The sequence below is a fragment of the Clostridium nitrophenolicum genome (assembly GCF_055391695.1).
The window spans coordinates 4,768,419-4,794,391 of the sequence record NZ_AP042469.1 but is presented as its reverse complement, the minus strand read 5'-3'; the positions used below and the strand labels follow the sequence as shown (position 1 = coordinate 4,794,391).

Genomic DNA, 25,973 nt, shown 5'->3' with positions numbered 1-25,973 from the left:
GACATCAAGGAATATGATGATGATAAATTCGATGATCTTACCGTGATTAATAATAATGAGATTGTCAAACGACAGATAAAGTATAGTGATGATAAAACGGTAGCAAAAAGTGATTTTTCATCTATAGATTATGACCTTGCACTAGATGTACTATACAATTCGTGGGAAAAGCTGGATTGCGATAGAGAGGTATCAATAAAAATACTCCTTGCATGGGATTATAATGATGATATTGATTTTTTTCAAGAGGTAGGAACCAGCAATGATTTTACATCACCAAATGTGAAACAATACAGGATTAATATAGATAAAATTTGGGTTATGGGCGAAGAAAAGCCCATAAGTTCTTGGAGACGATTAAGAAATAATGTGGCAAACATATCTAGAGATAATTTTAAAGAATTTCTACAAGATTTGAAAGTAGAGCTATGCCTACCAAAAGCAAGTTTAGATATAGTAAATAAAGGTGAAATGGAAAGGATTGCAGTCGAGTGTCTAAAGGACTTTGGAGTAGGAATTTATCCGAACCATGAAATATCTCCAGAGGGTGTTCTTCTGAAGTTGATGAATATAGTTAAGAATGCAAGGGCTAACCAGAGAACACTAAAAACGGATCAGGTAGTTAATGCTTTGGGTTTAGTTGTTGGCTATGGAAACATAGAGCAACTATTTCCTGTTGATTCAAGTAGCAATATCTATGACGAAAATGCATTTGGAGAGTTCTACTCAAACATCTGCAAGAACAACAAGACTATATTAATTGGTGAGCCAGGATCGGGGAAATCGTGGTTTGTTACTAATTTTATCAAGTACCTTAAATCACAAAATGTTCTATTTGCTAGGCACTATTGCTATACAAGTTTGGATGATATATTTTACACAGGCAGAATCACTTCTAATATATTTCTGGCAAATCTGATTAACGATATTATGCTCGTCTGTCCGCATTTAAAGGATATAAAGGCATCGAGGTTTGGTGTTGACGAAAGCGAACTTCAATCACTAATTGATCATATTGATAAAGAGATTGTCTTAATAATAGACGGACTTGATCACATCGAGAGGATCAAGTCAACTCATGAATCTACCATCGGGGCAAATAAGACTGATATCATAGAGATAATCAAGAGGATTAATGTTCCTAAAAACGTGAAAATTGTCGTTGTATCACAACCGGTTTCAGAAGTATTAGAATTATGTGAGCAAAACTATAAACTCATTGAAATTGAAAACTGGGATACAAATACAATTGGTAGGTACCTTGAAATTAGATGTATTGGTATGTATGAAGAAGCAGATGAAGTATCATTAAGTAGTTATTTGTTTAATAAGAGCAATGGTAATCCTCTGTACGTTACTTATTTGGTCAATGAACTTTCAAAGTCCAGTTTTCTAGATTCATGGGTGGATACGCTTGCTTCAATTCCAGACTATAATGATGATTTAAAGGGTTACTACGACTATTTGTTAGAACAGATTGATGAAGATCATAAAGTAGTATATGTATTATCTGGAGCATCTTTCTATTTGAGTATTGGAGAACTAAAGGCTATAACTGGTTTAGGCAATTATGTTGAAAAGAGGATAAAGATACTACGCAGCATACTTAAAGAAAGTGCTGTAAATGGTGGATTCATAATTTACCATGAAAGTTTCCGACGATATATACTAGAATTGCTTGATGGGAATGGGCTCTCAATTTATGACAATATATATAAAGACCTTATCATGTGGCTTGAGAGTATTGGTTTATATAGCAATATTAAGGCGTTCAACAATTTATTCAGGCTGTTATACGAATCAAGCCAGTATGATAGGCTATTGGAATATGCTAATGTGGAGTTTATTAGTGAAAGTTTCTTTAGAGGTTATGGATTTGATGTAATAAAGAAAAATTCGGATTATTTAGTGAAAGCGGCGACTAAGAAAAAGTCATTTTCAAAATTGGTGGTGCTTTCGGAGTTATCCAATATAGTGTTAAATGCAGAATTCTATTATGAGATATACGAGGAAAAGTTCTCAATGTGCATTGGACAAATACATGGATTTCAATGGTTAAGTAAAATGCTTATCTACGAAGGAAAAGCGAGCATGCATTTGAAGGAAGGATTGAGAGTTTGTTACTCCTGCTCACGCAACTTTGTTACTCCACCGTGGGAAAAATATATAAATGGATTGCTAGAGAAGAATAAATCTCACAAAAACCTCAATGCGGATGAACGAAAAGAACAACTGAAATATTTGACAGCTGCAGCGATTGATATGGATAGAAACCAAAATGGTGTAGTTCGTTATGCAACTGATAGTGAATATATAGAATACATGAAAATTGTACTGGATGAGTATGCCCATAGAGGCAGATTAGATGAACTCATCTCACTTCTTACAGATATGGAATTAATGGAACAATGGCGTGGGTTGATAGAGGGGACTGACAAAGGGAGGTTAAATGAAGAATATGTAAAAGATATTCTCAATACAGTCAAAACCGCTGATAGTATTTATGGTGATACAGAAAGGAAAGTTAAATACTTAGTTGCAAATGCTACGAAGATTTATGAAGCATATTCTAGTGATGTAGATGCACTGGTTGAAGAAATCGCTGATTTAAGTTGGTTTCACAATTGGATTATCTTTGTATTTCAAGCCAGTGTGCTTGAAGAAGAAAGCGAAATCAAGGGAGATAAATTAATAGAACTTTATTCGAATCTAAACCGGGTAACAGCGGTAGCAAATCATGGTATACGCACCATGGACTTATATGGTCTAAGACAAGAAATTTATGATACTATCCAGAAACCATTAAGAAGTATCATTTTATGCAAGACTGAATGGGAGAAAATCCTTAGTATAATTGTTGAATCTTCAAGTGATACAATGGTAACTTTTCAAAATGCAATGATGGGGCCACTAACGACTGATAGGTTATTTGAACTGGTTACAGAGATATCTAATAATGAAAACTATGATTTTGTGTTAAAGCATTTTGGTGATGTGACTGAAGAGCAGAAGACAAGAAGAACACATATGGATTTAGCCGATTATTATATGCAGAAGTCCATTTTCTTGTATAAGAATAGAAATGAACAACAGGGAATCCATGAATTTCGCAATGCTATAAGAATGATAATGTCATATGGCCAACGTAGAGATCGAACACTTAGCAGGTTAATGGATACAGTTGAAGATATTTATGGCATAGATTCTGAAAAAGGCAGAAAGTGCATAAAGCGATTAGGTGCAATGTCCGTTGCGGTAGTAAGACAAACTGATGGAAAAGAAACAAGTGATTATGAGAATGAGTGGTCACAATTGTTGTGTAAATATGAGCCAGAACTGGCATTGAAGAAATTCATTGTAGATTCGGAAATTTATAAACGATCTTGGCTATGTGAGAATACACTAGAGACAATACTTACTAATTGGCTGACGCCAAGTTACTCAAGAATTGGGAACGCACTGCTTAAGACTATGCCCGATAAAAGTAGCAGTGATTTTATACAAGCTTACCTTAATAATATTGCAGTGATAGAAAAGGAAGAAGAGGTGCTCTTGGCAAGAACTTCAGTTGTTGATCTGATAAGCAAATTTAAATTTAGCGATGACGCATATGAAGTTGAAGAACGGTTTATAGAAACTGTAACAAATTTATGCGAAAAATATGATATTGATTGTAATTTGATTGAATCTAAAGAGTATCCAGTGACATCGTCTAATGATGAAGATAATCACGCCCAAATCACAGAAACGTTTAGTGATAAAGGTGTAGATGAGAAAAATATATATGAAGTCTTAGGCTTTATGAAATCATATGGATATTCTGAAGAGGTAAACAGTATTGTAAAGACATATCTGGTAAATAACGAAGAAGTGTCGCAAGATGTTATGTTTGTTATTAATCAACTTGTTGATTTTGCTTTTGAAAGTCCTGTATCTAGAAAGTATTCTAATATTCAAGAGAGAGTAATCTGTCTTGGGGAAATGGATGAAATTATAGATGGTGTAAAGGCGTATCTCAATCTACGAATCTATCTTACTCAAAAGGACGGTTGGTACCATAAATATGGTGGTTATGAGTTTTTCACGAAGGCTTTTGATCTAGATGAAAAGGTGACTATTGATTCATACTTTGATTATTTTGGGAGTATGTATAAGCCTTTTGAAGGGATTAACGAGCTATCGGATAACATAATAAAAATGCTATCTGACCTTGATGATTGGCGAGAGGAAGTTCTAGCATTGTGGGACTTAGTTTATGACGTTATTAATTTACGATTGAGTTGCAGAGTAGAGATTGAATGGGAGAAAATTGAAAGAGAATTTGAAGAATACTGTATTAAAGAGTTGTTGTATCATGTGTTATTAGCGAGATTGCGTTATGGAACAGCAGATATTCATAAGTCAGTTTTTGCTTCTCTCGAAACACTGCTTACACAAGATGCAGAGAGGGCAATGTTTATAAGACCATTTAAGCGGGTTTTGACGAATCATTTTAAGTACATTAGTTTGAGCATTGTTATGTTGATTCAATTGGTTGAAGATATGTACTCTTATAAGGAAAGAGAGAAATATCAATTAATAGATCTTGATGATTACATTTGCATCAATGTATATGAAGATGATGAATTCTTATTAAAGTTCTTGTTGGGTGGAGATATCGAGGAAAGAGTAAAACCAAAGGTTCAGAATACTGATCAAGCATTTAATGATTATATTCTTCGAGAGTTTAAAAATTTAGATCAAAGATATAAGTTGCTTGAAAGTAGGGGCGTATCGGTTGATGATTATATTCTGGGATTTTTCAGTGAAATTCATACTGAAAGTAATATGAGAATTTTATCTAACACGTATATGGACAACGTATCTAGTTTGTTGATAGATAATATCCAGATCCATAGTGATTACCTAAAGGCCATTGGGAATGCTGTTGAAAATTATTTATGTTGGGGAGAAGAAGTTGGGAATGTTTTTGCAAGATTGAGAAGTCTTGAAGACAAAGAATATTTTTACCACAGTATTAGAGAAGATGTATTACTACTAAATGCAATTAGTAATTCAGCAATAGCAAGGCCTAATGAAATTCCACACCCGACGGATGTAAAGGATAGCGTGTCTAGTGTAGATGAAGAAGACTGGATTAGGTTAGCATATATTGAACGAGAATATATGTATGCGGAAGATTTATGGAGATCTAAACATATTGGTGATAACTGCAAGATCTACCAGACCTATTCTGCTGTGGGTTTCAGTAAAAGTAAAAGGCTGCCTTTATATCATGATTCCTATAGAGGTTCTGTTCTTGGTCATATATATCCTAAACATATATGTAATCCAATGGGTCTTAAGGGTAAAAAGACCGTTGTTTTTACGGATGCGAGTATAGAATATAACCCATTTATGACATATTATCGATATGATTATTTAGCACTTACTTTCGAAGTTCTTAGCTTATTGGAAATAACAATGACAAGTACTGATAAAGGGTTAGTTGGAACGGATTCAGAGGGGAAATGCGTTCTTAAGTATCAAAACTGGTGTACGTATAAACACTTGACTGGTGAACAGGAAAGAACTCCAGTATTAAGAGGAAGTCAACTCCTTGTATCGAAAGAGATTTTTAATAAGCTAGTAAGTGAAATTGGATATGAACCATATTGTCATACCACAAGTGAATTGATTTTTGGTGAATAAGTTTATGGATATTGTTATGAAAATTATTTTTAAAATTGGTGTATTATTGTTACACCCTTATCTTCGATTGAATGTTTGGATAGGTTACACTTAGTGGGACAATTATATTAAGGTTATCTAAAATGAAATTCCCCTTCTGCCAAGGAACTAGTGAGTTTTAACGACATCATTTTTGTCTACTCAAGGCATCCTGTAAGTGGAAACATAAGAACGTTTAAACTGCATGAAATGAGTATTGGGTATAGATAATATCTAAAGTTACAAATTTCCCATTATCCATATAATGAATAGCTGGTTTGGCTAGAGACAACTGTTTAAATATTTAACATAGTATTAAGCAAGGTATGATAAACCGTATACATAAAAAGTGGAAAAAGAAAAATTTGTGTTAGATATTATTTCGATATACCTCACTTATGAGGTATAGTTCGTTACCAATAACAAAAAATAGAATTAGGATAACTATAACAAGATAGTAAAAACTTTGTGATAAAGTTTTGCTATCTTTTTCTTATGATGGTGATTGAAAGTGAATAGTTTTAGCTTAAGTCGTATAGCTAAACTTAAGATCATTTTAAATCCAACTTAATATCACACATATACAATCTAATTGAAGTTAAATACAGGAGGCTATTATTATGAACATAATGGAAGTTAGAGATGTAAAAAAATGTATGGTGTTTTATGAAAGAGTTAAATTTTTAACATCTAAATATTTAGTTATAATAAAGTTTAGTCAAGTCTGGAAAGCGATGAATGAGAAAACCCTCATCTCTGCTCAGACTTTCTAATTTTCTGCATTTATTTCAGACAGTCAGATCGTAAATAGAATTTAATTAGAAAAAAACATACTAAGCGGTTTCAAATACTATAATCAAAATTCCTCATTAAGCATAAAATTAATTACAAATTTTAGTTGCTCATCTGAATTCATAAATTCTATATTAGGATTGTATTGAGTTGCAATAGTTTTCATTTGATTGAAAAGTTTATTATCTGATTTAAATCTTATCATCCAAGCCTGATACGCTGAAGAAGTATTGGATTTTTCAATTTCAAATATATCATTAGGTGTTATATTTAATGAATTGCATATGTTTTCTAATATATCATAACGAATAGATGAAGTTTCACCTTTAACTATTTTGCTAAGATTATTAGGGGCTATACCTATTTCTTTAGATAATGAGTATACACTTATGTTCTTAGAATCTAATATTTCTTTTAAATGTATTTTCAAAAAATCATCTCCTTTTTCAATATTTTATATGAACATAGCAAATTTGTAAATGCATATTTGTAAATGCGTATTTACAAATACAATATCTTAAAATATATATGTTGACATATATTATTTTAAGATATACAATAAAATAAAAAGATTATCGATATTCTAAGAAGTATAAGGGTAGAAATGCTAATTCTAATAAGTTTACAAGATAAGTTTAGTAACTATTTATAAAAATTATATGGAGGTATAGAAATGAGAAAAAAATACAAGGAAATTATAGAAAGAGAGAACTACAATTTAGAACAAACGTGTGAGGTATATCAATATGGAGAGGGTATTCTTCCAGAAGACATTGCAAAAGCAGCTGGAATTTATAATAAAACTAATAATAATCCAAATAAAAGGTTAATAAATGAAGTTGCCAAGGATTTAGGACTAGAGCCATCAGGAATTACAATGACAGAATGGACTAATACATCCAATGGAGGTATGGGAGCGCATATTAGTGAAAAATATCAGTACGATCCAAGTGATATAAAAAAAATACACGACTACATTAGGGAAAATAGTGTTTTGGTTAAGAAAAGCGAGTATAGATATGGAGATATAACATATAGAATTGGATTTATAAATCCGATAATGAGGATAATAAGATAATATTTAAGCAGAATATCATGAGTAACAGATCTTGAAACTGGTGGCAATAGCAAACTCATGAGTTAGGGTGACAGTAACACTTGTGAAGGTGAATTGTCATCCTGAACTTGATATAAGTTTCTTCAAGCCCTCTTGGGCATTTTTTTAGGTCAAAAAATAGAAAATTCCTATATAATAAAAAATACACGATCTCAAGGTTGTCCTCTTGAGATCGTATCCGTTAATCTACAGGTCTTTTCTTTTTTTAGGTGTTTCACCATCATTAGTAGGTCTTTTTTTTTCTTTTTAGACGCTTCTTCTTCGTCTTCATCTTCGCTGTGATCAGCTTTTGACATTGAATCTAAAAGAGATTCTAAAACTTGAAAAGGATCTTATTCTCCACGTTTAATTTTATAGTGTAACTGTTGCAGAATAGTCCAATATAGATAATATTATTTATGCTAAAAGTGGTTTCAAGTAATATTCTTGCTAATTAGAGGAATATTACTTGAAAATTTATTTGTAGAGGTGAGAATTATGAAGAAAATTATAACTGCAATTTTTTTATCTGTAAGTCTTGTTATAGGTGTTTCATCTCCATGCACTGTTTATGGTATATATACAAAAATCAGTAGATGATTATTATTCAGATTGATATGGAGCTTGAAACATACTTGAAGGTAGAAAAGGCTGTATATGAAAAGAAATATAGTTTAGCGGAGTATTTTAGAAAAAAGGCACTGGAGGTTTTTGAGTAATAATAGAAGCTTTAATTCTATTATTACTTAAGAGCCTTTTAAATTTGGAATAAAGCTGTAAAAATAAAAACTTGCCAAGTACCTTCCTGGAGCCCTTCTTAAACTGTGGAAGCTGCCTGAGCAGCAGACTGATTTTGTGCTGTATAATTGTAAACTATGGGGATAGGTGCAGTATTTTAAGTTCTTCCTATCACCCCATCATATAAAGTAGACACAGTACAAAATTTTTAATGTCAAAGTGTTCATTCTTCGTAGTCTTGCTTCATTGACATTAAAAAAGGATGCGGTTTATGTAGTGATGAACTTTGAAATGAGGTTAATATAGTAATTTCTAGCAGCTTTGTTCATGCCCTGATAAGGGCTTGAACAAAGTGGACTCCCCTGGGGTTGTCCACCCTAAAGGGCTGCGGTGGACGTTTGGGAAAATTTTATTAATAACATAAACTTTGAGCGTAGAAATGGGACCCAAGAGGAATACCACGGAGTTTTATGCAAACAGGCACTTTTTTAGATTTAATACAGAAGCACTTTATCCGCAGGAGGCTTGCTGTTTTTAGGAATTTACAGGATTATTATGTCAAGCTGACGAGGACCAAAAAAGTGCTGGATTTAGATTAGATAGGAACTTTCAACTATAAACATAAAAAATATGGAGATGTTAAGCAGCTATTATATATGTAGTAGCAGTATGATTATTACAGAATATCATAATGATGCCTATATCTTAGGGGTAAAAATAAATAAGCAAAATATGTGTGGAGAAATTCTTGGAGAGGTGAGAAACTCACTATTCTTTTACTTTGGACTAGCTATTTTTTTGAACGTAAGGAGTGCAGCTTTTGGCTCTAAAGGAATACCAGAAGCTTATTGAGCTGCAGCGAGTGGAGAGAAAAATAATAGCTTGTACAAAGTTTCCTTGCGACCAGAGGGAGCTTATTATAAGACCCGCAGAGTTTTGCTGCCTGGGTTTGGGGCAGAGCAGCCCATTATATTTAGAGGCTATGGACTAGCTTTTATTCTGAGGAGAGGAAGAGTTAAAGCTTGTCCGTAGCTTCACTAATGCACTATAATTTTTTAAAATGAAGAAGATAGTAACTATTAATTTGGTGAAATTATAGAAGAATACCATTATAAAAATAGTTTGATATTTTACATAAATAAAGTATAAAAATATATTAAATATTCCAATTTACTTTTGTATAAGTTAACATATATAATATATACCTTTATATTCAAAATATAGATATATATAGCTTGAAAGAAAGTGGTGAAATTTTGAATAACAAAAATAAATATTATAGAAACGTAACAGCTGCTGCGGCATTGCTTCATGATCTGGGAAAATTTATTAGAAGAACAAAGATAGAAAAAAATAAACATTGGGAGCTTTCATATAAATATATAAGAAAATATTTCAAAGGTTTTAAATGTATAAGTGATGAACAAATTGATTTAATAGCTGGAATAGCAGCTCTTCATCATAAAGCTGAGTTAAATAAAACAATAAGCAAAACAAAAGATAAAACAAGACTTAACCAATTAAACGAAATAAAAAATATGCTAGATGATTTGAAAAATAAAGAAGATAAAATAGAATATAAAATTATAGAAAAAATTATTACAGGGGACTTAGACTCTTGTAGTGAAAGAAAGATTTTTAGAGATGAAGATAGTCAAAAAACTAAAAAGGAATTAGAAATAAAAAATGCTCAAAGTGAATACAGTCCATTGATAGGTTCATTTTGTACATTAAATAATATATTAAGTGAACAGAGTAGTAAAATAAAATACAAAAAATATGTTTACTTTGAGCCAAATTCTTTAGATAATTTTAAAAATAATAATATAGAATTAGAAGTTTTTTCAAAAAGGATGCCCGAAAAAATAAAAGAGAATTTAAATCTTTTTGAAAAAGAGATTAATTATTTAAAAACATTTAGAAATTGTACGTTTGAGGATTGTATAAACTCGTGGAACTTTTTATTCAAAAAGTATACTTCGTTAATTTGTTCAAGTAAATGGGAACATATAAAAGATATTTCATTATATAATCATATTCAAACTACAGCTGCAACAGCAGTTTCAGTTTATAAAGAAGATCACTTAAAAAATAATTGTGGAGAATATTTAATAGTTCATGGACGAATATATAATATACAAAATTATATATATGACGGTATAAACTCTAACATAGGAAAACCAATGCAAAGAATCTTTACAAGATCGTTTATTATTTCATTAATCAATATATTAATTCCAAACATATTAGTAAAAAAAATAGGATTATATACATTTAACATATTGTTCTGTGGAGGAGGAACATTTACTATACTTATCCCAGATGAAGATATTATAAAAAATAAGTCAATAAAAATAATGGATGATATAAAAAAACAACTAGGAAACATATTTAATAATAAAATTTATTTAGAATATGAGATTGAAAAAATAGCATTCAAGATTGATGAGGATGATAGAACAGGATATGAAAAAGGGTTTAAAATTGTTTCAATGAATCTTTATGAGAAAAAATATAATAGAACAAGTGAAAATTTAATATATGATGATTCTAAAGAATATGCTAAGTGTAAAAACTGTGGAATAAACTATGCTAAATATGATAATAAAGAGAAATGTTCAACATGTAGTTTAGAGAATACATGGATAGAGGTTTCTAAGCTTAATGATATTCAAAATTTTTACATAGATTATAATAATGTAAATTTAGATGATATTAAAGATCCTAATAAGTTTACTAAAAATGAAATAAAAGAAGGTACACCTATAATTTGTTTTAGTTATGATGAAGCAGAAAGAATTAAAGAAAAGTATCCAATTATTGATGTTTATGATATAGGAAAAACATATATTAAAAAGACTTATGATAAATGCGAGAGATGTTATGGAAAAGATATATGTGATGGTCCACTGAAAAATAATGAACAAGATCATACTCAGTTAGCTAGTTTGGATTGTTTTTCACACATGAGTGAAAATGATACTATAATTGCAACAGCTAAGGTAGATGTAGATGATTTTCAATTTTTACTTTATCATGTATATCCTAGGAAGATCATGGATGAGGTATATAATTTTTCTATTTCAAGACTTGCAAATACCTCTTCATTTTTTAATTTATTTTTCTCTATGTATTTGAGGAGAGTATTAGAAGAGAAGTATAAAGATTCGGTAATGGTACTTTATGCAGGTGGAGATGACATAATGATAACAGGGAATTGGGAGAAAGTTGTTGAGGCAGTATTAAGTATAAAAGAAGAAATGAAAAAGATAATTGGTGCTGATAAAAATGAAGAGAATGACAATATAACAATTACATCAGGAATATTATTTCATAGCTCTCAAAGACCATTTAATTTAGTTGTTAAAGAAGTAGGGAATCTTCTTGAGAGTGGGAAAGATTTGGGTAAAAATTGTGTTAATTTAAATGGAAATATATTAACTTTTAAAGATCTTGAAGAGGTTTCAAATATTAGCAATGATTTAGTAAATGACAAATTGAGAAAAAATATTATCAATAGGTCACTATTATTCAAAATGAATGAACTTATTGAAATGATTTCAAGCAATAATGATATAGAAAAAATGAGAGCCTATGCTATATATAATTATTTGATAAATAGTGATATAAAAGAGAAAAAGTTTGATGAAGATATAAAGAAAAACAGTGAAATAAAAAAAGAAGTGTTACAGATATTAGAATCTATAATTATTAAAGATAAACAAAAACATAAGGAAGAATATAAATATGCTAGAGAAAAGGCAATAATAGAATTTGCCATAAGAAAGTCTAGGGAAAGGATTAATAGCAATGAGTAAATTTGAAAATAATAATAAAAAAGGATATGAAGAATACAAAAATCAAAATTTAGATGATATTATACAAATATTAAAAGAAGAAAACTCATTTTATTATGAAAATAAAATAAATATAGGTATTATTGATAAGATAGAAAAAGCAGCTAAAAGTTTTGGAAAACAAGTAACAAGGACAAGTGTTAGAAATATTTATAATGCATTTAAAGATATTGAAATGCAGCTTAATCAAAAGTATATAAATAAAATTAATATAAATACATTTGAAGAAGATGAGTCTGTTGACGAACTTGAAATTAAAATGGATAAACAAAAAGAAGAGGTTTTTAATGAAATTAAACCTATAATTAAGCTTATGAAAGGAAAAATTCATTATTTGATTAGCAGAAAGATAGAAGGACTAAATAAAAATGCAAACTCAGAAAGAAGGGCATATGAGCACTTACAAAGATTTTTTGAGCAATCAATAACTGTTATAAACGAAGCTAAGGAATTTGAAGCATTTTTAAAAGTTTTTGAATGTATGTATGGATATCTTGAAAAAGGAAGTGGCAATTAATGAGTATGAATAAGTTAAAGTTAATTAACATTATAACAATAAGAAAATTAATGATGCTTAAAAGTGGAACTAAAATAGGTGGAAGTAATGAAGAATTAAATATAGGAGGAGTGGACAACCCTATTGTAAGGAATCCTATAACTAAAGAACCTTATATACCGGGATCAAGTTTAAAAGGATCACTAAGAAGTATCCTTGAAATTGTTAAAGGGGTCAGTGATGAAAAAGGTGGTATTTGCACATGTGGAAGTTGTCTAGTTTGTAAACTCTTTGGAGTACATCCTGACGATGGTAATAAAAATAAAGCAACTAGAGAGCCTTCAAGATTAATTTTTAGAGATGCAGAGTTAACAGATAAAAGTAAATTGATATTGAGAAAATTGAATCCTTCAATGGTTGAGGTTAAAAAGGAAAACACTATAAATAGAATGACAGCAGAAGCGAAGCCAAGAACTTTTGAAAGAATACCGGCAGGTGTTGAGTTTAATATAGAGATACAATTAAAAATTTTTGAAGGGGATAATAAAGAAGATCTAAAGAATTATATTAATATGGCATTTGAACTTCTTAAACATAATTATATAGGTAGTTCCGGCACTAGGGGGTATGGTAAAGTTGAATTTAAGGATTGTGAAGAACAGGAATGTTTAGATATTATAAAAGAATTAAGAAAACTAGAAAATAAGTATTCAGAGGAGCAGTAAAAGAATGATTAGTAGAGCAGATTTTACTGTTAACAATCTTAAAGGTAGACTTATATCTCCTGTTATATTTGGAAATATATCTAAAATTTATTTTGATATATTTAGTGAAGAGAAAGCTAACAAAGAAATACAAAGATTAATAGATTCAAATACATTAATTAGCGATATGATATTAAAAGAGGATTTACCATTTAAAATATCACAGGTTAAAGAAGAAAAAAGAGCTTTAATTTTAGGTGAAGATTTTTATGGCAAGTCTAAAAGACAAATAATAAATATAAAACCTAAAGATAGAAATGATTTTATACAAAATTTATTTCAAAAACGTGAGGAGTTTAGAGAATATAAAAAGGCAGTAAAAAAATTAGAACTTGAGAGTGGGATACCTTCACCAAGGCTAAGAAACAGTATAAGTAGATTTAATGGAACTACTATCGATAAAGCACTTTTTTTACATAATGAATTTAAATACAATAGTAAAAGTATTTTTAGTATATATGTATCAACTAATGATAGATATGTTATAGAGCTTATGGAATTGGTTTTTAAAATAATTGAAAAAGTAGGAATTGGAACAGATACTACTATTGGTAATGGAGTTATAAAGTTTACAAGATATAATGATCGTATATTTGTTAAAGCTAATGATGTGGAATTATTAAAAACTCATGATGAAAAAGCACAATATTTTAATATAGCATCAACAATTATTACGGATACCATTTTAAAAACGTATGAATTTAAAGATTATAATGTAAAAAGATATGATTCAAGAACACCTGAAAAAATAAAGCCTTGTTACTACTATATAGAATGTGGAAGTATTGTTAATAATGCAGAAGAATGTAAAGCATATATAGTAAGTAATCCTAATGAAGAAATTAAGACATATACTTGTATATTCCCTGTAAAGTTTAAAGAAGGTGATTATAATGAAAAAAATTGATGTTGCTTTAAAAGAATATAGGATAACTATAGAAGCAATTTCAGGTTTATGTACAGGGAGTAATGATACAAGCTATTATTCTAGTGATGAATATATAATAGAAGATGGAAAAGTTTATTTTATAAATTTTAATGATATTCTTGGATTAAGAGAAAAAGGAATATTAGACGACTCAGAGCTGGAGTATGTATATAATAATATTTGTGAAAAAAATTTTATATCAGATAAGTTAAAGAAACATTTAAAAAGCTTGAAATTATTAACAAGATATGATAATAAAACTGATATTTATAAATTTGGAAGCGTAAAAGAAGTTTCAGAAAATGAAATATCTGAAATAAAAATAATTGCAGGAAGTACAATAAAAGGATTATTTAGACATGGATTTGAACTTTTTAATGTCAAATCAGTTAATTATAAATACAAAAGAAATAAGAGACTTAATTTATATGGAGTAAATACAATAAATGATAAAGATTATTCAAATTATTATTATGTAAAATACGAAGAAAAAGAAAAAAAGAAATTAATAAAAGGATTTCCAAAAGGAAAATTAATAAATTACAGATACAATATAAAATTTAATAAAAAGCAAATTACAAATTATAATGATGTTAAAGATATAGAAGATAATTATTTAAAAAAGAATATTAGAGATAAGGCCAGTGATATAATTTTTAGAAATGTTACTTTTTCAGATTGTAAAGAGAATAAAGCTGATTTTGTAATAGAAAAAATATATGGATGGAATAGAAATAGTGAAAAAGAAGTAATTCCACAATATTATGAAATGGCACAAAGAGGTAGTTTCTTTGAAGGAAAAATATCATATAAAAACATAGAAAATGAAAAAAATAATTTAGCTACAATATCTTTAATGTACAAAGATAAAACTCCTATAGAGATAGCTATAGAGTCATTAAAACAATTTTATTTTAAAGTAATAGATTTAGAAGAACAATATTACACAATACCTATGTATTCTGAGAATCTTAAAGGATTTTATAAATGTTTAAGAGAAGAAAATAAAAAGGATAATCAATTTGTTTGTAAATTAGGATATAGTGGGGCTATAAGTAAAACTTTATTATGTTATGACAATATAAATGATAAAGACAAGCTTTTACCATATACCTTAAAATATATGCAACAAACAAATTTACCATTTGGATGGGTAAAGGTGAGGGTAGAGGAGATTTAACATGAGGATTAAAGTATGTATGTCAGCAGAAGAGGATATAACATTACCTATTGCATACAATCATATAATTCAAAAGTCTATTTATAATATATTAGATAGTGAATATGCTTCTAAGCTCCATGATTTGGGATATAAATATAAAAATAAGATATTTAAATTATTTAATTTTTCTAAACTTGAAATACAAAATAAAATTATAAAAAATAACAAAATAACCATACAAAGTGGTAAGGTAGAACTTATAATTTCAAGCATAGATGAAGAGTTTATATTTAAAATAATAAGTGGATTTATTGAGCATAAGTGTTTGAAATTTAAAGAAGGAATATTAAAAGTAAACGAGGTTTATTCAAAAAAACAATTGAATAGAGAAAGAGCTGTAGTATTAACTGTATCACCAGTTGTTGTTGTAAAACCAACAAGAGAATCAAGAACAGAGTTCTATAGTCCTAAAGACAAGGAATTCTTAAGCAGTATAAAAAATAATATAATAGCAAAATATATTTCATTTTATAATGAAGAATATAAAGGAGTTTTAAACATAGAAATATTAGATGAAAACAATATAAGAAAGAAAATAGATAAATATAAAAATTGGATATATGAAGGATATTTAGGTGGATTTATAATAGAGGGAGATACCAAAATAGTAGAACTTGCCTATAGCTGTGGATTAGGTAGTAAAAATTCTCAAGGATTTGGATGTATTGAGACATTTATTGATCATAATAATATGAAAAATTACAAGAAAATATTTGCAAATAATATTTTGCAGTAAACCTAATTTTTTATAAAGTCTATGTAATAAGTTGAATTTACAATATTTATTAATATTAAAATATAGTTTTTAAATACACTACTGGCGGTTTGCTGCAAAACATAGTAATTTACATACAATTGAAATATGCTAAAAGTAAGATAGATACTGGCTTTAGCAAGGTTAAAAAAATGGGTTTATATTGTTCCTATAAGGAAGTGAAATTTCGATTGTTTTAGTCTTGCAAGTGGGTTATTAAACGTTTATATTGTTCCTATAAGGAAGTGAAATTTTATCTAAAGGTTTATAGCATATAGGACATATACCTGTTTATATTGTTCCTATAAGGAAGTGAAATTCAATTTGAGAAATCTCGTAACAATATCTTTTATTTTTGTTTATATTGTTCCTATAAGGAAGTGAAATTTTTTAGTGTCCTGTATATCTGCTATGCCATTTAAGCGTTTATATTGTTCCTATAAGGAAGTGAAATTCACAATATTTTAAAATGTAATTACCAATCCATTGAAGTTTATATTGTTCCTATTAAGGAAGCGAAATGTTTTAGCAACTATATCACGCATCCATGTTACACTTGTTTAGATTGTTCCTATAAGGAAGTGAAATAGAAATGTGTCTACTACCTTTGCATATACTGTCTTTGTTTAGATTGTTCCTATAAGGAAGTGAAATTTGGTCAATGTTAGTTTAGATAAGCCACCTATGTACAGTTTATATTGTTCCTATAAGGAAGTGAAATATAAATGTGCTTATATATTTTATATTTAAAAAATCAGTTTATACAGTTCCTATGAGGAAGAAAAATGAGCTTACTTCCAAAAACTCATAGCGCTCATCAGTTAGTTTTATAGTTCCTATAAGGAAGTAAAATTATTGATATTCTTGTGTTACTTTGTTTCTTGCTAACGTTTATATTGTTCTTATGAGGAAGTGAAATACTTTTAAATTAATAAGATTAACCTCATCGGTCATATGTTTATATAGTTCCTATGAGGAAGAAAGACTCCATTGAATTTACAATGTGCTTCCCAAAGACTAGCGTTATATAGCTCCTATGAGGAAGTGAGATAAACAAGCGTAAGTTTTATCATCAATCCTGCTTATTCGTTTATATTGTTCCTATGAGGAAGAAAAACTCACTATATGATGCATCAATTGTAAGTTTTCTATTTTGTTTATAGTTCCTATGAGGAAGTGAAAGTTTAATTTGGTTTAATAAATGAACTGAAAATAAAGCTATTATAGATGGGTGGCAAATTCAATTCTGCCACCTATATATAAGATTAAATAAAATATGACTTATTAAAAGATATTACTATAAGATTTTTTTACTCTTATAAGTAAGTATTTTCAATGCTTATAAAGATATATTACAATATAAAAAAATATATCTTGATAATTAGGTTAAACAAACACCGAATATCGAAACTAAAATAGTCGAAAGTTAAAAAATACAAATTTAGGAGTTGATGTAAGAATTGTAAGCTGGAAAATTTTATTTTTATGGAGAATAAAATAGATATATAATTTGCTAACCTTAATTATGTTGATTTAGTTTTAAAAATCCTAATTTGTATGTTAGCAAAATGTTAGCAAATGCACGAAAAAGGCTCTTTGGATTATTCATCCAAAGAGCCTTTAAGCATTGATATAACTTGGTGCCGGAGGCGGGAGTCGAACCCGCACGGGTGTTACCCCGACGGATTTTGAGTCCGTTGCGTCTGCCAATTCCACCACTTCGGCAAGTAACAAAACAATAATATCACATATAATAAACATAGTCAATAGATGTTTAAAATCTTTATAGATATACTAAAGTTTAGAAAACTAAAAAATTAATTTATTTTCTTAAACTATAATATATATAATGTTTCATTTAAATTGTCAAAATGTTATGTATATAGTTTTGATTTCAATTTTTGTATAAAATCTATTGTGATAGTAGTTTTTATTTGCTAAAATATAATTGTTGAAAAAATGTATTTTTTCATGCATTTGTGGGAACAAAAAAGTCCCTGTGGGTTAAAAATAGCACTATTAGAACATAAGTATAACTATGTTCTATATAAATAATAATTATATATGCAGGAAGGAGAATAAAAAATGATTTATTCAACAGAAGTTGACAGAATGTGTTGTGTAACTAAAGGACCAAATCATGGAGCAGCTCCAATTCCACAAGAGGGAAAATGGGTACAAGCTAAAGAGGTAAAAGACATATCAGGTTTAACGCATGGTGTAGGTTGGTGTGCTCCACAGCAAGGTGCTTGCAAACTTACTTTAAATGTTAAAGACGGTATAATTGAAGAAGCTTTAGTTGAAACAATAGGATGTTCAGGAATGACTCACTCTGCTGCTATGGCATCAGAAATACTTCCAGGAAAAACTATACTTGAAGCATTAAACACAGATTTAGTTTGTGATGCTATAAATACAGCTATGAGAGAATTATTCTTGCAAATAGTATATGGAAGAAGCCAAACTGCTTTCTCAGAAGGTGGATTACCAATAGGAGCAGGACTTGAAGACTTAGGAAAAGGATTAAGAAGCCAAGTTGGTACTATGTACGGAACAAAGGCTAAAGGAACAAGATACCTAGAAATGGCTGAAGGATATGTTACAAAGGTAGCTTTAGATGCAGATAATGAGGTTATAGGATATAAATTTGTTCACCTTGGAAAAATGATGGAGTTTATAGGAAAAGGAATGGATGCTAACGAAGCTATGGAAAAAGCTACTGGTCAATATGGTAGATTTGATGAAGCTGTAAAAGTTATCGATCCAAGACATGAATAATATATAAGGAGGACACGAAAATGGCATTATTTGAAAGTTATGAAAGAAGAATTAATCAAATCACACCAGTGCTCGAAAAGTATGGTATGAAGACTTTAGAAGACGCTAAAGCTGTATGTGATGAAAAAGGAATAGATGTTTATAACATAGTTAAATCAACTCAACCAATATGCTTTGAAAATGCTTGCTGGGCTTATATAGTAGGTGCTGCAATAGCTATAAAAAAAGGATGTGTAAAAGCTGCTGAAGCTGCTGAAGCTTTAGGAGAAGGATTACAATCTTTCTGTATCCCAGGATCAGTTGCTGATGACAGAAAAGTTGGTTTTGGACACGGAAACTTAGCGGCTATGCTTTTAAGAGAAGAAACTAAATGTTTTGCATTCTTAGCAGGACACGAATCATTTGCAGCTGCTGAAGGTGCTATAAAAATAGCTGAAAAAGCTAACAGAGTTAGAAAAGAACCATTAAGAGTTATATTAAATGGTCTTGGAAAAGATGCTGCTTATATAATCTCAAGAATAAATGGATTTACATATGTTCAAACTAAATTCGATTATTATACAGGTAAGTTAGAAATAGTTAAAGAAAAGGCTTACTCAAATGGACCAAGAGCTAAGGTTAAGTGTTATGGATCAGATGATGTTAGAGAAGGTGTTGCTATAATGCACCATGAAGGAGTTGACGTATCAATAACTGGTAACTCAACTAACCCTACAAGATTCCAACATCCAGTTGCAGGAACATATAAAAAAGAATGTGTTGAAATGGGCAAGAAATACTTCTCCGTTGCATCTGGTGGCGGTACTGGAAGAACTCTTCACCCAGACAACATGGCAGCAGGTCCAGCTTCTTATGGTATGACAGATACTATGGGAAGAATGCACTCAGATGCTCAATTCGCAGGTTCTTCATCAGTTCCAGCTCACGTTGAAATGATGGGACTAATTGGAATGGGTAACAACCCTATGGTAGGTGCTTCCGTTGCAGTAGCTGTTGCTATCGAAGAAGCAATGAGAAAATAGTAAAAAATTCATAGTAAAAACTTTGTTAAAATGCCTCTATGTCAATCATAGAGGCATAAATTTTCAAAATTAAAAAAATTCTAAAAATTTTTTATTTCTATAGTGACATTTCAATATAAACATATTATAATAGTAGAAATATGAGATTTGAATAGCTTAATGCTATACAAACTGCAAATAAAAATAGGAAAAGGGAGTGGTTTGTATGAAAGAAATGCCAAAGGATATGAATTTCGGAGATGACAAAAAAAGTGATGACAATAAAAAGGTAAAAACTAAAAAGAAGGAATCATGTAGATTTTTGTTTGATATGATAGGTAGAATCCTTCCACGAGGTTAATAATTTTTGAATATACCAGCAGCAGATTTAATAAAATTCTGCTGCTTTTTTTTATACAATGATAACAAAAAAAGTGATTACAAACAGTTGAAAACGATATATAATGATATATGCAGGTATTAATACAAAATTCATCAAAGTTTAAAAGATATAAATTAAGTTTCAAACAAATTATGAAAAATTTTCATTTAAGCAGAGAACTCAAATCTTTAATTTGTAGTGAATCGCTTACTCATTCGACGAAAGGAGAAGGAGTTTCATTTAAGCAGAGAACTCAAATCTTTGATTTGTAGTGAATCGCTTACTCATTCGACGAAAGGAGAAGGAGTTTCATTTAAATATATGAATTTAATGAAATACTAAAATTATATATAATCTAAAGTATTAGATAGGTGGGAGAATATATGGAAAAGTTATTAGATAGTTTAATTGAAAATAATAAAGCTTATACGAAAAATGGAAAAGTAGCGTCCTATATACCGGAATTAACTAAGGCTAAATCAGAAGCATTAGGAATATGTATAACCACTTTAGATGGAGAAGAGTATTGTTCTGGAGACTGCGATGAGAAGTTTACAATTCAAAGTATTTCCAAAGTTATAACTCTAATGTTAGCTATTTTAGATAATGGGAAAGAAAATGTGTTTAAAAAAGTTGGAATGGAACCAACTGCAGATGCATTTAATTCTATAATAAATCTAGAAACTAAGAGTCCGCAAAGACCTTTAAATCCTATGATAAATTCAGGAGCTATTGCAACGGTTTCTTTAATTGCAGGTGGTGATGGGGACAAGATCTTTGAAAGAATTTTAAAGTTTACTAGAAAAATAACAGGAAACCCAGATATAAATATCAATGAAGATGTATATAAATCAGAGAAAAATACAGGACATCGAAATAGATCCTTGGCTTATTTCATGAAGAGTACTGGAGTAATAGAGGGAGAGGTAGAAGAAGTACTAGATGTATATTTTAAGCAGTGTTCTATAGAAGCAACTTGCAAGGATATAGCAAGAGTTGGAGCTGTGTTAGCTAATAATGGAGTTTTACCTTGGAATGGTGAAAGGGTAGTACCAGCCTATGTTGCTAGGATTGTTAAAACAATAATGGTTACATGTGGAATGTATGATGCATCAGGAGATACTGCAGTAAAGATAGGAATACCATGTAAAAGTGGAGTAGGCGGAGGTATACTTGCAGCAGTTCCAATGAGAATGGGAATTGGAGTATTTGGACCGGCACTTGATGTTAAAGGTAACAGTATTGCTGGAGTAAAAATTCTAGAAGAGTTATCAAAAGAATTAGATTTAAGCATATTTTAGTTAAAGTTTATTTTGGACAGGCTATAGAATATTTGCAAAAGATTATATCTGAAATAATTATTTAATAGACGTATTTTGTAGATAGCTATTAAATATGTATCAGATATAATCTTTTTTACTTTCATATAATTCATATAATGTTTACCAGTATTTCTATTGATATATCATATGAAAAAGGGTATAGTTTATTTAAATTTTTACAATAAGCTTTTTCTAATTTATAATAGTAAAAGAAAATAGTAGTGTATTATGCACTTATATTTTTTAATTTTAAATCATGAAAGGTGAGCTAAAATATGCTTAGATTCTTAGATGCTGGTGAATCACATGGAAAGGCATTAGTTGCAATAATAGAAGGTATACCATCTAATTTTAATATAGATATAGATTTTATAAATAATGAGCTGAAAAGAAGACAGACAGGATATGGCCGTGGGGATCGGATGAAAATTGAACAAGATAAGGTTGAACTTTGGTCCGGTGTTAGGGGAATAAAAACGACGGGAAATCCTATTACTATGGTAATATTTAATAAGGATTATGAAAATTGGAAAGAATTAATGGGTAGAGAACCAAAAGATGAGGAAAAGATTAAGGTAGCGCGTCCTGGGCACGGGGATATGGTTGGGTTCTTTAAGTATGGTACAGGAGACATTAGAGATGTAATAGAAAGAACTTCAGCTAGAGAGACAGCCATAAGAACCGCTGTAGGGGCTTTGTGCAGAAATATATTAAGAGAGCTAAATATAGAGATAAGAAGTAAAGTTAATAGTGTGGGTAATATTTTTGATGATACAATAGACCTATATGACGATAAAATATTTAAAAAAATCCAGAGTAGTTCAATAAGATGTTATAATAGTATAGTTGAAGAAAAGATAATAGAGAAAATAGATATGTGTAAAGAGCAGGGAGATACTATAGGAGGATGTATTTCTATTTCTGTAAAAGGCATGCCGATTGGTATAGGAAGCTATACTCAATGGGATAGAAAACTGGATGCAAACTTAAGTAGAGCCTTGATGTCGGTACAAGGAATAAAGGCAATTGAATTTGGCAATGGGCTTGATTTAAGTAAGCTAGGAAGTAGCTTTAACGATCCTATATATTATGTAGATGAAAAAATAATAAGAACTTCGAATAATTGTGGGGGAATAGAAGCAGGAGTCTCTAATGGAGAAAATATAGATATGAAAGTCTATATGAAACCTATTCCTACAGTGAAAAAGAGTTTAGATTCTATAGATTTAGTTAATAGAACAAATGTAGTAAATAGATATGAGAGATCTGATGTATGTGGAGTTATTCCAGCTTCAGTAGTATTGGAAAATGTTTGTGCCTTTGAGATATTGAAAGAGATTATGAGTAAGTTTCCCTGTGATAGCTTTCAAGAACTAAAACAATATGTTGTAGAATACAGACGAGAAGTATATGAGAGATAAGGATATATAAACTATAATGGAGGTAATTTTATATGACAAAAGAAAGATTATTGATACTAGATGGTAATAGTTTAATGAATAGAGCATTTTATGCACTTCCACCTTTAACAAATTCGGAAGGTTTACACACTAATGCTGTATATGGGTTTATTACTATGCTTTTAAAAATGAAGGAAGAAATAAGTCCTAATTATATTGTATCCACTTTTGATAGAAGTGCGCCTACCTTTAGACATAGTGAATACAAGGAGTATAAAGCTGGAAGGAAAAAAATGCCTGAGGAATTAGCTGAGCAGTTTCCAGTAGTTAAGGAGTTATTGGAATTGCTTTCAATTAATATTTTTGAAATAGACGGATTTGAGGCAGACGATTTAATTGGAACACTTTCTACTTTTGCAGAGAATAAAGATATAGAAGTATACATAGTTACGGGAGATAGAGATGCCCTTCAATTAGCTTCAGATAATATCAAAGTTATAATAACTAAAAAGGGAATTACAGAAAAGGAAATTTACGATGGAAAAAGAATGGTTGAAGAGTATGGTGTTACTTCAAACCAATTTATTGATGTAAAGGGGCTTATGGGAGATTCATCAGACAACATACCTGGAGTTCCTGGAATAGGAGAAAAAACTGCTTTTAAACTTATAAAAGAATATGGGAGCATAGAAAATGTACTTAGTAATATAGACAATATAAGTGGTAAGAAAATAAAAGAAAATTTACAGCAGTACAGTGAGCAGGCCATATTTAGTAAAAAGTTAGCCACAATTATGAAGGATGTGCCTATTGATATAGATTTAGATTCTATAAAGTCAAAGGAAAATTATAATGCTGAAGGCTTAAGAAAGCTATTTATGAAGCTTCAATTTAAAACACTAGTTGATAAGATTCCAGGAATAGAAAAGGGTAGTGAAAACATAGATATAGAATCAGAGAAAAGTGATGAAGAGCAAGAAGTTACATTTGAAAATATTGACAAAATTGATAGATTTAAAGATGTTGCAGAGCAGATACTTAAAGTTTGCAAGAATAAGAATGAACTTTTGTATATGACCTTTAAAATAATAGATGCTAGTGTTTACTCTAAAAGCTATATAGAAAAAATATTTGTAAATCTAAAAGAAAATAATTATATTATAGAAATAAAACAATTTATGGATACTGACGAGCAGCAGACAATAAACTTACTTAAATCTATATTAGAAGATAAAAACATACAGAAGGTAAGTCATGATGTTAAGATACCATATACTATATTACGTAAAATGGGCATAAGCTTTGAAGGAATAAAGCTTGATACCAAAATAGCTGCATATTTAATTGATTCTACAAAAGGAGAATATGAACTTGAAGATATTATAGGAAATTATTTATTAATTAGGCCTACTGGAGATGATCTCACAAAGCAAGTAAAGCATACAGCTCTTTTAAGTAAGATATTTGAGTCTTTGGAAGCTAGCATAAAAGAAGCAAATATGGATGAACTCTTATATAGAGTAGAACAACCACTTACTGAAGTATTAGCATATATGGAATATGAGGGATTTAAGGTAGATAGGGAAAAATTAACAGAGCTTGGTGAAAAATTCAAAGTTGAAATAAGTGCTATACAAAAAGAAATATATGATCTTGCAGAAGAAGAATTTAATATAAATTCTCCTAAGCAATTAGGAAAAATATTATTTGAAAAACTTGATTTGCCGGTGATTAAGAAAACTAAAACAGGATATTCAACTAATGCTGAAGTTTTAGATGAACTTTCAGATAAGCATCCAATAATAGAAAAGATAACTTACTATAGACAACTTACAAAGCTTTACTCAACATATATTGAAGGATTAAAAGCTGTAGTAGATGAGGATGGAAAAATTCATTCAAGCTTTAATCAAACTGTTACAACCACAGGAAGACTTTCAAGTACAGAACCTAATCTTCAAAATATACCAATCAAATATGAAATGGGAAGAGAAATAAGAAAAGTTTTTGTGCCAGAGAATGATAATTGTGTTATACTTTCAGCAGATTATTCACAGATAGAGCTTAGAGTGCTTGCACATATAGCTAATGATGAAAATCTGATAGATGCTTTTGTAAACCATAGTGACATTCATACTAAAACTGCATCAGAAGTATTTAGAGTGCCTATAGATGAAGTTACTCCGCTGCAAAGAAGTAACGCTAAGGCAGTAAATTTTGGAATAGTTTATGGCATAGGAGACTTCAGTTTAGCAAAGGATCTAAAGATATCTAGAAAAGAGGCTAAAAATTACATAGACACATATTTTGAGAGATATCCAGGTGTAAAGAAATATTTAGATGATGCAATTGAGCAAGCGAAGGAAAACCTATATGTAACTACTGTCATGAATAGAAGAAGATTTATTCCAGAGATAAAGGCATCAAATAAGATGGTAAGATCTTTTGGAGAGAGACTTGCTATGAATACTCCTATTCAAGGAAGTGCCGCAGATATTATAAAATTAGCTATGGTCAATGTATATGATGAATTAAGAAAAAGAAACCTTAATAGTAAACTAATACTACAAGTTCATGATGAACTTATTTTAAATGTAGACAAAGAAGAATTAGAAGAAGTAAAAGCCATAGTAAAAAAAGAGATGGAAGAGGTTTTGGATTTAAGGGTGCCTCTAGAGGTTGATATAAATATAGGTAGAAATTGGTACGAAGCTAAATAATATAAAACTGTAAT

Annotated in this window: 17 protein-coding genes and 1 tRNA gene; 16 read left to right on the top strand and 2 right to left on the bottom strand. The window is 29.8% G+C overall.

The window, feature by feature from the left end:
• The first annotated feature begins 930 nt into the window (after positions 1 to 930).
• Together ACZ5N4_RS22685 and ACZ5N4_RS22680 are read left to right on the top strand one after the other, a co-directional pair.
• On the top strand, positions 931 to 5,691 hold the full coding sequence (locus ACZ5N4_RS22685; RefSeq protein ID WP_464204752.1) for a hypothetical protein: 4,761 nt from the start codon (positions 931 to 933) through the stop codon (positions 5,689 to 5,691).
• Positions 5,692 to 6,329: 638 nt separating this feature from the next.
• Positions 6,330 to 6,482, top strand: a complete 153-nt coding sequence (locus tag ACZ5N4_RS22680; RefSeq protein WP_464204751.1) for a hypothetical protein — start codon at positions 6,330 to 6,332, stop codon at positions 6,480 to 6,482.
• An 83-nt stretch (positions 6,483 to 6,565) separates the two neighbouring features.
• On the opposite strand, the gene ACZ5N4_RS22675 is transcribed toward ACZ5N4_RS22680, so the two are convergent.
• Positions 6,566 to 6,931, bottom strand: a complete 366-nt coding sequence (locus tag ACZ5N4_RS22675; protein WP_464204750.1) for a helix-turn-helix domain-containing protein — start codon at positions 6,929 to 6,931, stop codon at positions 6,566 to 6,568.
• Positions 6,932 to 7,174: 243 nt separating this feature from the next.
• Here ACZ5N4_RS22675 and ACZ5N4_RS22670 point away from each other — a divergent pair, with 243 nt between their 5' ends.
• The 8 genes from ACZ5N4_RS22670 to cas6 all read left to right on the top strand — a co-directional run bounded on the left by ACZ5N4_RS22670 (position 7,175) and on the right by cas6 (position 16,338).
• On the top strand, positions 7,175 to 7,579 hold the full coding sequence (locus ACZ5N4_RS22670; RefSeq protein ID WP_464204749.1) for a hypothetical protein: 405 nt from the start codon (positions 7,175 to 7,177) through the stop codon (positions 7,577 to 7,579).
• Positions 7,580 to 9,004: 1,425 nt separating this feature from the next.
• Entirely contained in the window at positions 9,005 to 9,187 is a 183-nt protein-coding gene (locus ACZ5N4_RS22665) for a hypothetical protein (RefSeq protein WP_464204748.1), read from the top strand.
• Positions 9,188 to 9,591: 404 nt separating this feature from the next.
• Positions 9,592 to 12,153 carry a type III-A CRISPR-associated protein Cas10/Csm1 gene (gene cas10 / locus ACZ5N4_RS22660; RefSeq protein WP_464204747.1) on the top strand — a complete coding sequence of 854 codons (2,562 nt, stop codon included), beginning with the start codon at positions 9,592 to 9,594 and terminating at the stop codon, positions 12,151 to 12,153.
• Positions 12,146 to 12,709, top strand: a complete 564-nt coding sequence (csm2, locus tag ACZ5N4_RS22655) for a type III-A CRISPR-associated protein Csm2 (RefSeq protein ID WP_464204746.1) — start codon at positions 12,146 to 12,148, stop codon at positions 12,707 to 12,709. The genes cas10 and csm2 overlap by 8 nt, the downstream gene beginning before the upstream one ends.
• Positions 12,709 to 13,413, top strand: a complete 705-nt coding sequence (gene csm3 / locus ACZ5N4_RS22650; protein ID WP_464204745.1) for a type III-A CRISPR-associated RAMP protein Csm3 — start codon at positions 12,709 to 12,711, stop codon at positions 13,411 to 13,413. The genes csm2 and csm3 overlap by 1 nt, the downstream gene beginning before the upstream one ends.
• A gap of 4 nt (positions 13,414 to 13,417) precedes the next feature.
• Complete coding sequence (locus ACZ5N4_RS22645) at positions 13,418 to 14,359, top strand: hypothetical protein (RefSeq protein WP_464204744.1); 942 nt, start codon at positions 13,418 to 13,420, stop codon at positions 14,357 to 14,359.
• On the top strand, positions 14,346 to 15,560 hold the full coding sequence (locus ACZ5N4_RS22640) for a hypothetical protein (RefSeq protein WP_464204743.1): 1,215 nt from the start codon (positions 14,346 to 14,348) through the stop codon (positions 15,558 to 15,560). The genes ACZ5N4_RS22645 and ACZ5N4_RS22640 overlap by 14 nt, the downstream gene beginning before the upstream one ends.
• A gap of 1 nt (position 15,561) precedes the next feature.
• Positions 15,562 to 16,338, top strand: coding sequence for a CRISPR-associated endoribonuclease Cas6 (gene cas6, locus ACZ5N4_RS22635; protein ID WP_464204742.1), 777 nt, complete (start codon positions 15,562 to 15,564; stop codon positions 16,336 to 16,338).
• Between the two features lie 1,656 nt (positions 16,339 to 17,994).
• On the opposite strand, the gene ACZ5N4_RS22630 is transcribed toward cas6, so the two are convergent.
• Positions 17,995 to 18,081, bottom strand: a tRNA-Leu gene (locus ACZ5N4_RS22630).
• A gap of 360 nt (positions 18,082 to 18,441) precedes the next feature.
• On the opposite strand from ACZ5N4_RS22630, the gene ACZ5N4_RS22625 reads away from it, so the two are divergent.
• The 6 genes from ACZ5N4_RS22625 to polA all read left to right on the top strand — a co-directional run bounded on the left by ACZ5N4_RS22625 (position 18,442) and on the right by polA (position 25,959).
• Positions 18,442 to 19,134 (top strand): iron-sulfur cluster assembly scaffold protein, encoded by a 693-nt coding sequence (locus ACZ5N4_RS22625; protein ID WP_464204741.1) that lies wholly within the window; start codon positions 18,442 to 18,444, stop codon positions 19,132 to 19,134.
• A 20-nt stretch (positions 19,135 to 19,154) separates the two neighbouring features.
• Positions 19,155 to 20,156, top strand: coding sequence for a GGGtGRT protein (locus ACZ5N4_RS22620; RefSeq protein WP_211141095.1), 1,002 nt, complete (start codon positions 19,155 to 19,157; stop codon positions 20,154 to 20,156).
• 205 nt (positions 20,157 to 20,361) lie between these two features.
• On the top strand, positions 20,362 to 20,496 hold the full coding sequence (locus tag ACZ5N4_RS22615; RefSeq protein WP_464204740.1) for a hypothetical protein: 135 nt from the start codon (positions 20,362 to 20,364) through the stop codon (positions 20,494 to 20,496).
• A gap of 404 nt (positions 20,497 to 20,900) precedes the next feature.
• A complete protein-coding gene (gene glsA, locus ACZ5N4_RS22610) occupies positions 20,901 to 21,818 on the top strand; it encodes a glutaminase A (RefSeq protein ID WP_464204739.1) in 918 nt (305 codons plus the stop codon).
• Between the two features lie 296 nt (positions 21,819 to 22,114).
• A complete protein-coding gene (gene aroC, locus ACZ5N4_RS22605; protein ID WP_464204738.1) occupies positions 22,115 to 23,260 on the top strand; it encodes a chorismate synthase in 1,146 nt (381 codons plus the stop codon).
• A gap of 32 nt (positions 23,261 to 23,292) precedes the next feature.
• Complete coding sequence (polA, locus tag ACZ5N4_RS22600; RefSeq protein ID WP_464204737.1) at positions 23,293 to 25,959, top strand: DNA polymerase I; 2,667 nt, start codon at positions 23,293 to 23,295, stop codon at positions 25,957 to 25,959.
• Positions 25,960 to 25,973: the final 14 nt, after the last annotated feature.

What these genes read in the sequence shown, in the direction of transcription:
- ACZ5N4_RS22685 (WP_464204752.1), top strand. Translation starts at nt 931, where the DNA reads ATGCTCGTCTGTCCGCATTTAAAGGATATAAAGGCATCGAGGTTTGGT.
- ACZ5N4_RS22680 (WP_464204751.1), top strand. Translation starts at nt 6,330, where the DNA reads ATGAACATAATGGAAGTTAGAGATGTAAAAAAATGTATGGTGTTTTAT.
- ACZ5N4_RS22670 (WP_464204749.1), top strand. Translation starts at nt 7,175, where the DNA reads ATGAGAAAAAAATACAAGGAAATTATAGAAAGAGAGAACTACAATTTA.
- ACZ5N4_RS22665 (WP_464204748.1), top strand. Translation starts at nt 9,005, where the DNA reads ATGATTATTACAGAATATCATAATGATGCCTATATCTTAGGGGTAAAA.
- csm2 (WP_464204746.1), top strand. Translation starts at nt 12,146, where the DNA reads ATGAGTAAATTTGAAAATAATAATAAAAAAGGATATGAAGAATACAAA.
- csm3 (WP_464204745.1), top strand. Translation starts at nt 12,709, where the DNA reads ATGAGTATGAATAAGTTAAAGTTAATTAACATTATAACAATAAGAAAA.
- ACZ5N4_RS22645 (WP_464204744.1), top strand. Translation starts at nt 13,418, where the DNA reads ATGATTAGTAGAGCAGATTTTACTGTTAACAATCTTAAAGGTAGACTT.
- ACZ5N4_RS22640 (WP_464204743.1), top strand. Translation starts at nt 14,346, where the DNA reads ATGAAAAAAATTGATGTTGCTTTAAAAGAATATAGGATAACTATAGAA.
- cas6 (WP_464204742.1), top strand. Translation starts at nt 15,562, where the DNA reads ATGAGGATTAAAGTATGTATGTCAGCAGAAGAGGATATAACATTACCT.
- ACZ5N4_RS22625 (WP_464204741.1), top strand. Translation starts at nt 18,442, where the DNA reads ATGATTTATTCAACAGAAGTTGACAGAATGTGTTGTGTAACTAAAGGA.
- ACZ5N4_RS22620 (WP_211141095.1), top strand. Translation starts at nt 19,155, where the DNA reads ATGGCATTATTTGAAAGTTATGAAAGAAGAATTAATCAAATCACACCA.
- ACZ5N4_RS22615 (WP_464204740.1), top strand. Translation starts at nt 20,362, where the DNA reads ATGAAAGAAATGCCAAAGGATATGAATTTCGGAGATGACAAAAAAAGT.
- glsA (WP_464204739.1), top strand. Translation starts at nt 20,901, where the DNA reads ATGGAAAAGTTATTAGATAGTTTAATTGAAAATAATAAAGCTTATACG.
- aroC (WP_464204738.1), top strand. Translation starts at nt 22,115, where the DNA reads ATGCTTAGATTCTTAGATGCTGGTGAATCACATGGAAAGGCATTAGTT.
- polA (WP_464204737.1), top strand. Translation starts at nt 23,293, where the DNA reads ATGACAAAAGAAAGATTATTGATACTAGATGGTAATAGTTTAATGAAT.